Below are 14,074 nucleotides of genomic sequence, written 5' to 3' on the forward strand. Positions count from 1 at the left end.
GACCGGATCTTGCCGGATCAATCGGCCGGGGTATTGGCCTTCCATGCCGCTTCGGTCGGACCGCAGCGCAGGTGCTTGGCGTATTCCACGTCGCCATAGTGCTGTTCGACAAAGGCGATGATGCCTGCCAGCACGCTGTGATTGCCACCGAACCCGTGCCAGGGTTTGAAATGCGGCAGGTGATAGAAGCTCGCCTTGTCCCGCTTGAGCAGGTTGGCGAACACCCCGGCAACCAGGTTGCCACCGACGCCGGTCAGCTTGCCTGCACCAAAGTCCTCGGCTTCCTGCAGACAGTAGAACCACAGCGGGGTTTTCCTGAAGCCTTTGTCCTTGAGGGGGGCGGGCACCGGGGGCCGCTTGCTCACCTTGAAATGATCCGCTGCCATCTGGCCGCTGGCCAGCTCATAGGTATAGCGGTCGCGGATCATGTTGCGCAGGGCCAGGTTGCGGGACTGGTCCAGCGTCAGGGTGTGGTCGATGTCCTTCAGGTGGATGGGATCATGCACGAAGGGCAGGTTGAGCAGCGGCAGACCCAGCCCGGTGCCGACGGGACGCGCGTGCTGATGGGCCGTGCCGCCCTTCATGTGGAACATCACGTCATATTCCATATTGGCGCTTTCGGGCCGCGGGCCGAACCCCAGGGTCGAGAACAGGCCCATCGGGGCGTCCCCCTTGCGCAGCTTGTACTGGAACTGCGTTGTCGCATGGCCAAAGCGGTAGGCCGCACCGGTGAATTCCACCGGCATGACCGGCGCCATCGGCGGCAGCAGATCACCCTGCCAGGCTGCTTTCAGGCAGGCCTGATCGACAAAGGACGGCAGCAGTTCGTTCCAGACAATGTACTGATAATGCAGCCGGATAAAGCGGCGGACCTGTTCGAAGTCTTCCAGCGAGGGGACAACATGGTCGTTCCAGACCTCCGGCTCCATGCCCGCCATGGCGCAGGCCTTGATGTCCTTGGCCTTGTCGCCTTCCTCCTTGCGGTAGGTCATCAGGATGTTGTGCAGGCGGATGAAAATGCTCTGGATCTGCGCCACGATCACATTCTCGTCATTGCGCGGATCGCCGATCAATGCCTTGCCGGCACAGGTGCGCGCGAAATCAAGGTGGTTTTCCTCGCGGCCGAACATCAGGAATTGTTCGGCTGCCCCGTTGCCATAGAGATGCGGCGAGGCTTCGGGCCCCGCGCCATAGACGCAGTCAAGGTCCAGGTTGGGGGTGCGCACATTCGTGATGGTGGCAGGGTCGATGCGCGACCCCAATGCGCTGGTGGCATCCAGCGTGATGTCATGGTCGACGAATTGTCCGAGAAAGGTCATCCCGGCCTCTGCCGGGCCATCGGTCTGTTCGTCCTTGCCCATGGTCACGGATAGGTCCGTCAGCGCGTCGATCACATCGGCATGGCTGATGTTCTCGATATGCACCGGGTTGCGTTTGAGCATCCGGTCCAGCACGCGGGGAAAGACGGCATTGGGGCCATTGCCCTCAAGGCAGGTCTTGGCAAGTTGGTCGAGACGCGACAGCCCGTGATATTGCTTGGTCATGATAATCTCCATTTCTGTGAAAAAAATTTTGGTACTGAAGGCTACTGGCTAACAGATTCCCTTATTGCGGGTATCTTGATGCATGACCGCCCCGTCGCATAAGTCCGGAAAACCATACCCGGAGGCATTGCGGGGGCCGGATGGCTTATGTATAGGAGCATCTGTGAACCAGCTCTTCGGCCAGAGCATTGCCTTCGGATGGCAGATGCGAAGGGGCCGGGGGACAAAGAGGAGAAGAAAAGGATTATCGGAACGGGATTTGCGAGGCCCTCTTTCTGATCTTTCAACTCGCGAAAAGTTCACGTAAGCATTGCCACAGCATTGCGACACGGTAAGCACCCATAGCTCAGCTGGATAGAGCGCTGCCCTCCGAAGGCTGGTGTCAAGGGTTCCGTGTGTGAAGGCGAGTGAAAATAAACGTTTTAGATCAGTGGCTTGCGGGGCTGTTGATCTTTGCTTTAATCCCGCGGAAAATTGAAGTAAGCACTGCGTAAGCAGTTTGCACCCATAGCTCAGCTGGATAGAGTGTCGCCCTCCGAAGGCGAAGGTCGTAGGTTCGAATCCTACTGGGTGCGCCACTTCCCCCCAAATTTATCGTTTTTCAGCCCTGCGACGGTGCCGCTTGCCCCTGCCTTTCGACGTCTTGAGAGTCAGAGGCGGGCAGGGAGGGCCGTGACGGGTTGAAGGCTGGAGGAGAGGCTTCCGGCGCTCGTCGCGGAGGTTTCCCAATGAACACCGAAATTATCGATGCCGGGGGTGATATCAGCGGCGGCTACAAGGTGGATGTGTCGCGCGGCGAGAATGTGGACCGCGTGTCTTCCGAGTGGTTCTCGCGGCCCGATGACGAGCGGTATCTTTCGCTCGACGATCTCTTCACCTCGGTCAAAGGCCGCGCGGAACGGAGCCGGACGCGCACGGTTGAGAGTGCGGCGATCCGGGTCGAGGCGCATCGCGACGACCCGGAGAAGCTCGGGCTTGTCCTGCCGGGTGCAGATGAACCCATTGCGCCGACGCATTGGTCCTTCGGCCAACTCTCGAGCCTCGTCGGCGCGCCCGCCGCCTATCTGCGGCAGCTGCCCGCGCCGCTGGCGGGCATCAACCTGCAATACGGGCTGACCAATCACCGGGCCGAGCAGATCAAGACGATGGAGGTCGCGAACGGTCGCACGGAACTCCGCGCCGTCACCGGCCCCGACTACGGCCGAATATTCGACCACGAACTGGTCTCCGCCGTCCAGCGCATCGCCGGAAATGGCACGGGCGACACACGCTGCAAGGTGCCGGGCGTGCTCGACTGGTCGACCGGCATCTACAACCCGCGCATGGACGTGACGAAGGAGACTACGACGCTCTACGCCTCGGACCGCGACGTGTTCCTGTTCCTCGTCGATGACCTGAACCCCATCGAGGCCGGGCTGCTGCCCGACGGCTCGCCCGACCTCTATTTCCGGGGGTTCTACTGCTGGAATTCCGAGGTGGGCGCCAAGACGCTCGGCATCGCCAGCTTCTACCTGCGGGCGGTCTGCCAGAACCGCAACCTCTGGGGGGTCGAGGACTTCCAGGAGATCACCATCCGGCACTCCAAATACGCCGCCTCCCGCTTCGCCCATGAGGCCGCCCCGGCGCTCAGCCGCTTCGCCGAGTCCTCGCCCGCGCCGTTCATCGACGGCATCCGCGCGGCGCGCGAGAAGATCGTCGCGCGATCGGACGAGGACCGGCAGGACTTCCTCCGCAAGCGCGGGTTCTCGAAGGCAGAGACGGGGCGGATCGTCGAGACGGTCCTGGCCGAGGAAGGCCGCCCGCCCGAGAGCGTCTTCGACTTCGTGCAGGGGATCACCGCGGTGGCTCGGTCGAAGCCACAGCAGGATGCGCGGCTGGTGATGGAGGGGAAGGCGAAGGCGTTGTTGGAGAAAGTCGTCTGAAACTCTTCATCGAAGCGGTGCCGAACTGGTGGCACCGCTGAACACCACCTCTCCAAGCACTTGACCGCTTGTCCTTGCGGTTGCAGGCTGGAGTCTATCAGTTATTCATTTTCTGGCAGGAGGACCTTCCTATGGAAGTGATGGTATTCGTTTCGAATCCGAGAGACTTTACTAGCTGGCCACGGGAACAAAAAATAGAGCGTCTACGGCGCGTCATGGACTGGCATGAGCAGGCTGAGGCTATGACCGGCGACGCTGCGCCATATATGTGGGGATCGCACCAAGTTCTCAGTCAGATAGCGTTGTCTGAACTGACAGACCTACGAATAATTGTTCATCGCGTTGAGTCGCTACGCGAGCTTGATGAAAGACTGTCAAATGATCCGCTTCGTTTGTACTCTAGATACAAAACGGTCCTTTTGACCCCATTACAGAATGACCGCGAAGATGATTTCAAGCGTTTAGAACTGTCGCGAAATGCCCTATTCGAAAAAGCAGATGATGCTGCAAAGGCAGAAATCTCTAAGTCACTATCTCATTTCAAGGCAGCGCCAAGCTTCGTAGGAAAATATCAACCGGCCACTCCGGAGAACCCGATCGTACCCTATAGTTCGTCTAGTATCATGAAGGCAGATGAGCGTCCTGTACGCGTGTTAATACATGGCATGAACCCTCCAGAATACATGGCTTGGGATGATCTCAGGAAACTTGCTCACTATGAAAAAGTGATCTGGTGGCATGACCACATCGCCGACATGCAAGAAAAAGGCATGCTTTCGCATGTTTGGGGTACACATGACTTTTGCGCGGCTGACACGATGTCCTACCGTTCTGCATCGGGTGCGACCGTGTACAAAGCAAAGTCATTGGACGAGTTCGATGAGATCTATCGACTCGACCCGCTTAGGGATCACGGTCATTTTTGGTCGGTGATATTAAAGGGAATGGACTATCAACGACTGGACGACGAAACCATGCTCAAGCAAATTGGTGGGTAGCCGAGAGATCAAAAACATCTATAGTCTTATCCGCGCAAATCGAATAGCCGTCGACCCGATCCAACATTTCTGGCCATGTATAAGAGTGGAGTATCTATAATCGCGAACAGTGTCTTGAAGGCGATTTGCCCCGCGATAATCGATAAATATGCATTCAGGGGCAGTCGCCCATAGAATGCTATAAGCACGAAAATAGTAGTCCCGACGACTTGAGCCGCTATCGTTGAAAGATTGTTTCTCAGCCACAGGAGATTTTTTGAACCATGCTTCCGCTTCAAAAATGAATAAATTGAAACGTCTACATAGCTTGATATGGCAAACGCGATGATGCCTCCGAAAATGATCATTTGCGACGATGCAATGACGAAATCAAATGCGCTGTCGTTTTCAGAACTCCAAAAGGCGGCGTTCGATATCCCTGTCAAATCCTCTCCGTAGAGCGAAAACAGTGTTATGAATGCGAGAAAAGCTCGCATCACAATCCCAATCAGAACGATCCTTACCGCAGCCTTCTTGCCATCCAATTCACAAATGATGTCCGTCGAAAGATAAGAAAGGCTAAAAAGAATTGTTCCCGTTGGGATAAGAATCCCGCCTAAGAAATCGAAAGAGTGAACTTTTACGCTTAGCGGTATCGAACCAATAACGGCAGTGAAAAAGAGACCGATAGCTCCAAGAATGATCCATGAAGTCTCAGCTGTGGTAGCGTCTAGTCGGTCTTCTTTTTGCATACCTTGCGACCTGTAATTGGGATTCGAGTGAACCATAGCATGGATTGTGGCGCTTCGAACATAAGGTGCAAAGATCGGCGCGCGCAGTCAACGCGCATGCCATCTAGAGTAAGAGGTGGGCCGGGTTTTCCGTGACGGGTTTGGAGGTCGGGAGAGAGGCTCCCGGCTGGCCCGTCGCGGAGATATCCCGATGACCAAGCAACAGAAAATCACCCTCAGCGCCTCGCGCGACATTCCCTTCAACAAGCTGATGCTCAGCCAGTCGAACGTGCGCCACGTCAAGGCGGGCGTGTCGATCGAGGAACTGGCCGAGGACATCGCCCGGCGGACGCTACTCAGCTCCATCACCGTGCGGCCCGTGCTGGACGACAGCGGTGCCGAGACCGGCATGTACACGATCCCCGCGGGCGGGCGGCGGTTCCGGGCGCTGGAATTGCTCGTCAAGCAGAAGCGCATGAACAAGACCGCGCTCGTCCCCTGCATCGTGCGCACGGATGGGCTCGCCGAGGAAGACAGCCTGGCCGAGAACGTCCAGCGCGCGCCTCTGCACCCGCTCGACCAGTTCCGCGCCTTCCAGGCGATGCGCGAGAAAGGCCGTACTGAGGAGGAAATCGCCGCGGCCTTCTTCGTCTCGGCCAGCGTGGTCAAACAGCGGCTGAAGCTCGCCGCGGTCGCGCCGTCGCTGCTCGACGCCTATGCCGAGGAGGAGATGACGCTCGACCAGCTCATGGCCTTCACGGTCAACCCCGATCACGCGCGGCAGGAGCAGGTCTGGGAGGCGCTGCAGCGGCACTATTCGCGTCAGCCCTACGAGATCCGCCGCATGCTGACCGAGGGGGCGGTCCGGGCGTCGGACAAGCGGGCGCAGTTCGTCGGGCTCGACGACTACGTCGAGGCCGGGGGCGAGATCCTGCGCGACCTGTTCCAGCAGGACGACGGCGGCTGGCTGCAGGATGCCGCCCTTCTCGACGTCATGGTGCGCGAAAAGCTGGCCGAAGAGGCCGAAGCGATCCGTGCCGAGGGCTGGAAATGGGTCGAGGTCGATACCGAATTTCCCTACGGCCACACCTTCGGGATGCGCCGGGTCCATGGCGAGGCGGTGCCGATGAGCGACGAAGAAGCCGCCAGCTACCAGGCACTGAAGGCCGAATACGACGCATTCGAGACCGAGCATGCAGAGGCCGATGAGTTGCCCCAGGACGTCGATGCCCGGCTGGGCGAGATCGAGGAGGCGATGGAGGCACTCGAGGCACGCCCGATCCGGTATGAGGCCGAAGACCTCGCGCTGGCAGGAGCCTTCGTCAGCGTCGACAGCTCCGGGCGTCTGCGTGTCGAGCGTGGCTACGTGCGGCCCGAAGATGAGCCGGTCGAGGAGGTGGAGGACACCGGCGAGGCCGCACCGGAAGCAGCGCCGGTCGAGGACACCGATGACACCGTTACGTCGGCCTCGGAAGAGGAGGAAGAGGACGACGGCCTGAAACCGCTCTCCGACCGCCTCGTCATGGACCTGACGGCCCACCGTACCCTGGCGTTGCGCAATGCATTGGCCCAGGATCCGCAGGTCGCTTTCCTCGCCGCGCTGCACGCGATGGTCCTGCGGCTCTTCTACCGCTACGCCGTCGACAGCTGCGTCGAGATCGAACCGCGCAACGCGGGTTTCGGATCACAGGTGCCGGGCCTCGGCGACACGGCCTATGCGCAGGCCATCGACCAGCGCCACGAGACCTGGGCGCGCAACCTGCCGAAAGCACCCGAGGACCTCTGGGAGGCCCTGACCGAATTCGACAGCGGCAGCCGCGAGGCTCTCTTCGCCCACTGTGTGGCAATGAGCGTGAATGCCGTCCACGACCCTTACCAGCGCCGCCCGCGCGCCATCGCGCATGCGGATGTGCTGGCCGGGACCGTCGGGCTCGACATGGCCAAGGCGGGCTGGACGGCCACGGGCGACAGCTACCTCGGCCGCGTGACCAAGGCCCGCGTTCTCGAAGCCGTGTGCGAGGCAAAGGGCGAGGACGCCGCTGACCGGATCGCCGGGCTGAAGAAGTCGGGGATGGTGACGGCTGCCGAGGACCTGCTCGTGGGCACCGGCTGGCTGCCCGAACCTCTACGCACGCCACCGCTGCCGGAAGAGGACGTCCCGGAGATCGAACTGGTCGACGAGGCGGACCGCACCGACGATGACGCTTCGGAAGTCAATCCTGACAGCATCGAAGCGCAATCGGCGGAAGACGGCGGCGAACCGGCTATCGGAGACTCCGACCCGATGGAGGAAGATGATCCCGTCGCCGGTGACGCCTTCGCCAAGACAGCCGCCGAGTGACCTACGAGCAGCACGGGACCTTCCCCAAGGTCCAAAGTCAGGGGCACGTCAGTCATGGCGGGCCCCTGATTTCATCCAAGCCTGATGGAGGTTGCCATGACAAGTTCTGCAGCTGAGCTCTCATGCCAACTTGCCAAGAACGCCGAGGCTGTGTGCCGATACTATCTGTCGAATGGACGGAAGCAGGGTCACTACTGGCTGGTGGGCGACGTTCAGAACACCCCGGGCCGATCCATGTTCGTCCGACTGTCCGGGCCAGCCTCCGGCATTCGAGCCGCCGGAAAATGGACTGATGCGGCCACGGGACAGCATGGCGACTTGCTCGATGTCATCCGCGAAAGCTGCGGCTTGGTCGACTTCAAGGGCGTCGCCGAAGAGGCCCGGCGCTTCTTGAACCTGCCCTTGCCTGATCCACCTCGACCGCATTCTTTAAGGTCTCGGTCACCAGCGGCTACCGGATCCCAGGAAGCGGCGCGACGCCTGTTTGCAATGGCCGTGCCCATCCGTGGAACTCCGGTGGAAACCTATCTCCGCGGACGCGGCATCGGATCGGCCGACCAAATGCTAAGCCTGCGGTTCCATCCCGCCTGCTACTATCGGCCCGAGGGTGGCGGGTCGGTTGCGTGGCTTCCGGCCATGCTGGCCGCCATCACCGATCTCGAGGGCCGCCTGACCGGGACCCACCGCACCTGGCTGCGCACCGACGGAAACGCCAAGGCCGATATCGACACACCGCGGCGCGCGATGGGGGCTTTGCTCGGGAACGGGGTGTGGTTCGGTGAACCAGGTGACGTGCTCATTGCGGGCGAGGGGATCGAAACGGTACTCTCCGTGCGATCGGCCCTGCCAGACATGCCCGCCCTCGCGGCACTCTCGTCGGGGCACCTGGCTGCAATCCGGTTTCCTGCAGGGCTGCGGCGGCTCTACGTATTGCGCGACCGTGACCCTGCTGGCGCGGCGGCGAGGGATCGACTTGAGGCGCGCGCAGGCGCGGCCGGAATCGACGTGCTGACGCTCACCTCACGACTGGGCGATTGCAACGACGATCTCCGGCGCTATGGGCTGGCGGCTTTGCAGGCGCGGTTGCGGTTGCATCTCCACGCTGAGGACGCCGCACGGTTCGTGCCGGTGTGACAGGGCGGCAATCCAGCTGGCGCTGCGCGGCTCACAGCATCAATTTCGGAGGTGTGTCTCGTGCGTCTCCTAACCACGGGAAAGGCCAGCGCGCACGGCCTTCTCAGAGGGCAGGGGGCCCACAAGCGGAACGGCCCGGCAATGGCCGCGCTCCGGCTATTTTCCGCCGCGCCCCAATGGGGCGCTTTGCATCGCGAGGCAAAATAGCCGGGCTTGGCCATCAAGGCCCTCGCGAAAGGCTCGGGCTGCCCGGCCGTCCCGCCCATGGGCGCGTTCCTGCCACGAAGGCCGCGTGTGGCGCGTGGCTCCCCCGAGGAAGGAACCCGCAGATGACCCTCGATCCCGAAACCGATGTCCATGAGCCGCTTCACAGCACATCTTCAACCGCTCACGTCCTGACCGAACTCCAGCTCTACGGCTGGCGCCCCTATGAAGATGAACCCGATCCGCGCCCGTTGCCCGAGGGCGACCAGATCGCCGGTGCCGTCGCCGATATCCTCGACGCCCTTATCGCGACGCTGGGTGATACGCGGCTCGAGCCCGATCTCGACGAACTGCTCTGGGGCGCCGTCAACCTCTTCCACCGCGCGCTGGCCCGGGCCGAGCGGCAGCTCGACGACAACGAACAGGCGCAGCGCCGCCTGCAGCGGGAACAGGACGGCTCCGAGGTGAAGTCCCTCGAACTCGAGCGCCTCGTGGCTGAGGGGCAGAGCATGGTCGAACGGCGCACCGCACTGGAACTCTTCCGCGACCTCGCCGCCGAAGGCTTCGAGCATCACCTCGGCAAGCCCTGGCATCCCCGGACCGGCTCGCGCGTTAGCCATCGCAACCTGACCGCCGCGATAATCGACAGCCGGGATTTCCTAGCCGCCCGCCGCCGGGCCGAGGCGCAGCTGCTTCTGCCTGAAGGCCCCAAGGTGGCCGTGACCGGCGGGGCGGATTTCAACGATCACCGCCTGATCTGGTCGCGCCTTGATCGGGTCCATACCAAGCACCCGGACATGGTGCTGCTCCACGGCGGCTCACCCAAGGGCGCGGAACTCATCGCCTCCCGCTGGGCCGATCACCGCAAGGTGCCGCAGGTCGCCTTCCGGCCCGACTGGACCAAGCACGGCCGCTCGGCGCCGTTCAAGCGCAACGATGCGATGCTGGACGTCCTGCCGATCGGTGTGCTGGTTTTCCCGGGCACCGGAATTCAGGAAAACCTCGCCGACAAGGCCCGCAAGCTGGGTATCCCCATGGTGAAGCATGACGGCGGCGCGTGAGAGCCGCCTTTTGCTCGATAGTTTCATCCTGGTACTATCGCGTCAAATCGGACATTCACGCGCATAGCAACAGACATCCGGGCCAAGCTCTTGAAAACTCTTAGGTCTGATCTTCTCCTGTGAGCTTTAATGGGGGACGCTGGTACGGCATCAACCCGTCCTCTTCGTAGGCAGCGATCATTCGGCGGCGGTGTTGTTCGTTGTCCGCGATCATCTTCTGAGCTACCAGCTCCATCTCAGGAGTCAGTTCCGTCGCCATTATCTGACGATATTGCTCCTCCACCTGCTGACCGACTCCATCGAAAGAAAAGTCGCTGTGGTACCCCTTCTTGAAAACATAGTTCAGAAGCCGCCCCGATGCGGGCGGGAGACGCTTTCCAGAGAGAAGCTGCCGAAACAACCATAAGATCAGATCGGCGACCTGGATTCCGGCGCTGTCGTCCGAAGCGGAAACCTCAAAGGTAGACCCCGCCACCTTCTGAAACACAATGGTTTCGCCCGGTCGATGGATGGGCTCATCGGAAGCGTTAGAGAACATCTCATGCCACTCAGCGAGCGACCCCTCGAACTGAGACTGTCGGTCATGGACAATTTTCCTTAAGGGCCGACGCCAACGTTTCGAGAAACCCTCCAGGCCATCGAGAAGGTTTGCGAAAGCAACCATGTTAGGCATGTGGCCATTCTTGGCCTGTCGTCCCGCAATGAAGATGTCGAGTGCCTCTGGATGATCGCGAGACCATGATAGCGTCTCGGTTACGACTTCACGTGAGCGCGCATCTGCCAAAGTCGGCACCTGCGCCAAAAGAGCTTCGCAGATACCGGGAATCTTCTGGCGGGCAGACTTTTCGTTCCGCGCCATTAGCATATCCCAGAAGTCGCGAGCAATCTGCTCAGTGATCAAGGTCGCAACCTTGAAGCAAAGGATCATCTTCAAAGGTTTAATGTTATACGCAGACCACGAAGCAGCCGGATTCTCTCCTGAATCGAAGAAAATATCGTAGACCTTGGTTGCCAGTAGGTATCGCTTCTCTACACGAGAAACAAAAAAGCGGGCATCGATCTTCTTAAGTAGGCTCAAGATGTCGCCCGCTGCGTTCTCGACTGGCCCCATTCCCACCACGGAGGCATGCAGGGCCGGGACGCCCGCTCGGATGGAAATCGACTGGAGCGTCTTTCCATGCAGAACGTCGAAATTTGTCTTTGTGATCAATGCACCGGTGAAAAAGTCAGGCTGATCCGGGTCAAAGATGTTTTTGCCGGTGTTGCCGGTTTCATCCACGTAGGCGAACATTTTCTGGGTCCCAGTTGCGTCTTAGAAAGATATGGCTCCTTTGTTGATGCCAGGCAACGTGAACGGGACCGCATGCGAATCTGCAGTTGAGACGCGGGCCCGCTTTCGACCTTGTCCTTGGAGCCATTCGCGTCTGCCGCGAACGGCGGCGAAGTCTGCAGTCCCATCTTTTGATGGAACTTACGCGAAGGTCCGCTGTCATGCTTCTCCCGGCTTGGGAAAACTGTGATCTTGAGGCATAGTCCATCCAGCAGAACCGGCGAAGCAGCATAGTCGCAGGCGGTGCGCGCATTCGGGCAGCCTGTCGTGATCCCAACAGTCACAGACCCATGGAGGCGTTCATGTCGCTTGTTCTTCTTGCCATTTCTCTGTCCATCGCCCTTGGCGTGCTGGCCTTTCGCTTTGCGGTCTTCGCCCTGCCAGTCATGGCCGGGATCGCCGCGTTCCTGCAGGTTCATGAGGGCGGTGCCGGTTTCGACCTGTCCTTCCTCGCCGGGCTAGCGGGGGCTGCGGTGTCCGTCGCGCTCGTGATCGCCATTCTCGGTTTCGCTCGAAACCCCTTCCTGCGGCTCGGGGCGCTCGGCCTCTTTGCGGTGCCCGCCGCCGTGGCGGGCTACGCGCTGGCCCATGGCGTCGCGAAACATGCGCTGGAACCGGGTGTCATGCTAACGCTTCTCTGCGGCGGCTGCGGCGCGGTCGTGGCGGTTGCGGCGATGATCAACCTCAACGCCTTGGGGCAGGGGCTTCTCGACCCGTAGGCTGAGGTGCGGTCGAACCTCGTCGTGTCGTCGCAGGGGCGGTTCTGACCTGTGCTTCGGCGGTCCTTGGGGGCTCGCAGGCGGGCCCCGCAACATCCCTTTCTCAGGGCAGGACCTCCGACGGGCCGAAGCATTGCAGCAGGTGGTGTTGCGAACGGTGCCGGATGCGCTTGGGTCTACCCGCGGTCTCTGGCCTTCGGATACGCGCAATGGTGGCAGGTATCAGGGTATGCGAGAGGTTCATCCCCTTTGGGTGCGCGATCTGGGGCCCAAGTTGCCATTCGCGAGGAAGACTGTTCGGCACTGCGTCCCCGTTGGCGCTCCCCCGTGAAGACCTGTCCCTCCTCCTGATTGATCCCCTAAGCCCGTCTGTCCGAGGCCAGCAACCCCGCGCGGCGGGACTCGTGTTGGCGTGTGCCACGCCTGCCCGCGCCACGTCCCGCCTTTGGGGGTCAAGCGGACGCCGGAGCGTCCGTGCAGGCCACGTCCCGCGGTCTTTGACGGACCTCATCGGAGGGACGGTCCCTCCGGATGAAGCAACGGAGACATATCATGCAGAACATCGTTATCCTCGCCGGCAACATCGGCCAGACCCCCGAGACCCGCACCACCCAGGGCGGCACCTCGATCACCTCCTTCACCCTTGCCACCTCTCGCCCGCGCTATTCCGAAGGCCGGGTCGTCCGCGACGAGAACGGCTACCGCGTCCAGGACACCGAATGGCACCGCATCACCTGCTTCAACGGCCTCGGCAAAACGGTCCAGCAGTATTGCGAGAAGGGGATGAAGCTCCTGGTCCGCGGCCGCATCCACTACACCAAGTGGACCGACGCCGCCGGGGTGGACCGCTACGGCTGCGAGATCATCGCCGAGACGGTCGACTTCCTGACCAAGGCCAAGCAGGCCGAGGACGAGCATCCCACCTTCATCGACGATGAGGACGACCAGTCCTGACACACCAACGAAACCCGGCGGCGCGAGCCGCCGGGTTTCTCCGATGGCCCTGTCCGACCCGGATCACATTTCGTATCATTCGGCGACATCCCGCCGCGCGCAGCGGCCGGATAGGCAGTGAGTCGCGCCTCGCTCGGCTCCCACGCGATCCGGCGCCCGCAACGGCAGCTGACCGCGATGATCACTGGCAAGCCCCGGGGAGTGCGACTAAAATAGTCGTAGTTCTGGCATGTGTGAATGGCCGGGTGGGAGGTGATCATCATGATCACCGCCCGACAATCACGGGCCGCGCGCGCATTGCTGGGATGGACGCAGCAGGAGCTAGCCGATAAGGCCCTGGTATCACTGACCGCACTGAAGAGGCTCGAATCCGAGAAGGATCTTCGTGTCTACGAGTCGACCGAGGATCAGGTGCGCCGGGTGTTCGAGGATGCAGGCATCACCTTTCTGCGTTCGGATAAGGGTGAAGGCGTCTTGATCGACTTGAACAAGGCGGAAAAGGCCAAGTGATCGTAGCCGGTTGACGTGGGTTTCGGTGGCGCGCCTGTACGAAAAGGCAACTTCGGGAGGGGGGTCGTTTCTGCGATCCTGTAGGGACATGGCACAGGGCGAGACGACATTTCTGGATGCGCCACCGGACAGCGACACGCTGACCGAGTATGACCGATCACACATGGTCCTATACCTCCGCCTGTTCGATGCTGCCGAGGAAGGTGCTGATTAGCAGGAAGTAGTCGAAGTCCTGTTCGGCCTTGATCCGAAAGCGGAACCCCAGCGCTGCAGGGGCGTCTATGATAGTCACCTTGCCCGAGCGCGCTGGATGACCGAACACGGCTATCGTGAACTGCTCAAGAGCGGTGGTGACGGCCCGAACGGCTGACTCACGCCGAAACCCGCCGATACCGGCTGGGCCAGACTCCTGAAAATCAATCAATACGTGTATAGTTTCCAGCGTTTCAGAAATGTTGGCGAACGGGATTTGTCATGCCGTCGGATCGGTCCGGCTGGCGTTCCACGGCCGATTACGACTACGTCGAGCGCCTTGGCGCATCTGATCTGGCATGGGAATGGCTGCGCCGAAACAAGCACTACGCAAGAGACTACGCGACCCTTTCCAAGGCCGCACCGGACGACGCGTCTCTGAGGCAAGCGCTCCT

The 14,074-nt window shown here is 61.0% G+C and carries 12 protein-coding genes, 1 tRNA gene and 1 pseudogene; 10 read left to right on the forward strand and 4 right to left on the reverse strand.

The features are described from left to right. Positions 1-17: 17 nt before the first annotated feature. Complete coding sequence (locus PVW51_RS13660) at positions 18-1,544, reverse strand: peroxidase family protein (protein WP_274575587.1); 1,527 nt, start codon at positions 1,542-1,544, stop codon at positions 18-20. 501 nt (positions 1,545-2,045) lie between these two features. On the opposite strand from PVW51_RS13660, the gene PVW51_RS13665 reads away from it, so the two are divergent. From PVW51_RS13665 to PVW51_RS13675, 3 genes are all read left to right on the forward strand, one after another. Next, a tRNA-Arg gene (locus PVW51_RS13665) sits at positions 2,046-2,122 on the forward strand. Positions 2,123-2,272: 150 nt separating this feature from the next. Further along, positions 2,273-3,466, forward strand: a complete 1,194-nt coding sequence (locus PVW51_RS13670; protein ID WP_274575588.1) for a DUF932 domain-containing protein — start codon at positions 2,273-2,275, stop codon at positions 3,464-3,466. Positions 3,467-3,597: 131 nt separating this feature from the next. After that, positions 3,598-4,464 (forward strand): hypothetical protein, encoded by an 867-nt coding sequence (locus PVW51_RS13675; protein ID WP_274575589.1) that lies wholly within the window; start codon positions 3,598-3,600, stop codon positions 4,462-4,464. Between the two features lie 26 nt (positions 4,465-4,490). Here PVW51_RS13675 and PVW51_RS13680 read toward each other — a convergent pair whose 3' ends face one another. Continuing rightward, positions 4,491-5,195: a queuosine precursor transporter gene (locus tag PVW51_RS13680; protein WP_274575590.1), complete on the reverse strand. Its 705-nt coding sequence runs from the start codon at positions 5,193-5,195 to the stop codon at positions 4,491-4,493. A gap of 190 nt (positions 5,196-5,385) precedes the next feature. Between PVW51_RS13680 and PVW51_RS13685 the strand changes: the two genes are divergently transcribed. The 3 genes from PVW51_RS13685 (at position 5,386) to PVW51_RS13695 (ending at position 9,914) form a co-directional block, all read left to right on the forward strand. After that, positions 5,386-7,515, forward strand: a complete 2,130-nt coding sequence (locus PVW51_RS13685; protein ID WP_274575591.1) for a ParB/RepB/Spo0J family partition protein — start codon at positions 5,386-5,388, stop codon at positions 7,513-7,515. Positions 7,516-7,611: 96 nt separating this feature from the next. Further along, positions 7,612-8,649: a DUF7146 domain-containing protein gene (locus tag PVW51_RS13690; RefSeq protein WP_274575592.1), complete on the forward strand. Its 1,038-nt coding sequence runs from the start codon at positions 7,612-7,614 to the stop codon at positions 8,647-8,649. Positions 8,650-8,978: 329 nt separating this feature from the next. Next, complete coding sequence (locus PVW51_RS13695) at positions 8,979-9,914, forward strand: DUF2493 domain-containing protein (protein ID WP_274575594.1); 936 nt, start codon at positions 8,979-8,981, stop codon at positions 9,912-9,914. A 100-nt stretch (positions 9,915-10,014) separates the two neighbouring features. Here PVW51_RS13695 and PVW51_RS13700 read toward each other — a convergent pair whose 3' ends face one another. Further along, positions 10,015-11,205, reverse strand: coding sequence for a DUF3800 domain-containing protein (locus tag PVW51_RS13700; protein ID WP_274575595.1), 1,191 nt, complete (start codon positions 11,203-11,205; stop codon positions 10,015-10,017). 341 nt (positions 11,206-11,546) lie between these two features. Here PVW51_RS13700 and PVW51_RS13705 point away from each other — a divergent pair, with 341 nt between their 5' ends. From PVW51_RS13705 to PVW51_RS13715, 3 genes are all read left to right on the forward strand, one after another. Then, positions 11,547-11,963, forward strand: a complete 417-nt coding sequence (locus tag PVW51_RS13705) for a hypothetical protein (protein WP_274575596.1) — start codon at positions 11,547-11,549, stop codon at positions 11,961-11,963. Positions 11,964-12,515: 552 nt separating this feature from the next. Beyond that, on the forward strand, positions 12,516-12,917 hold the full coding sequence (locus PVW51_RS13710) for a single-stranded DNA-binding protein (RefSeq protein ID WP_274575597.1): 402 nt from the start codon (positions 12,516-12,518) through the stop codon (positions 12,915-12,917). Between the two features lie 261 nt (positions 12,918-13,178). Further along, entirely contained in the window at positions 13,179-13,427 is a 249-nt protein-coding gene (locus PVW51_RS13715; protein WP_054540357.1) for a helix-turn-helix domain-containing protein, read from the forward strand. 169 nt (positions 13,428-13,596) lie between these two features. Here PVW51_RS13715 and PVW51_RS24300 read toward each other — a convergent pair whose 3' ends face one another. Further along, positions 13,597-13,851, reverse strand: a complete 255-nt coding sequence (locus PVW51_RS24300; protein ID WP_443288091.1) for a hypothetical protein — start codon at positions 13,849-13,851, stop codon at positions 13,597-13,599. A 50-nt stretch (positions 13,852-13,901) separates the two neighbouring features. Between PVW51_RS24300 and PVW51_RS24305 the strand changes: the two are divergent. Continuing rightward, positions 13,902-14,030: pseudogene (locus PVW51_RS24305) on the forward strand (transcriptional regulator domain-containing protein); the annotation flags it as partial. Positions 14,031-14,074 lie beyond the last annotated feature (44 nt).

It is taken from the genome of Sulfitobacter sp. PR48 (assembly GCF_028807335.1).
Taxonomy (GTDB): domain Bacteria; phylum Pseudomonadota; class Alphaproteobacteria; order Rhodobacterales; family Rhodobacteraceae; genus Sulfitobacter.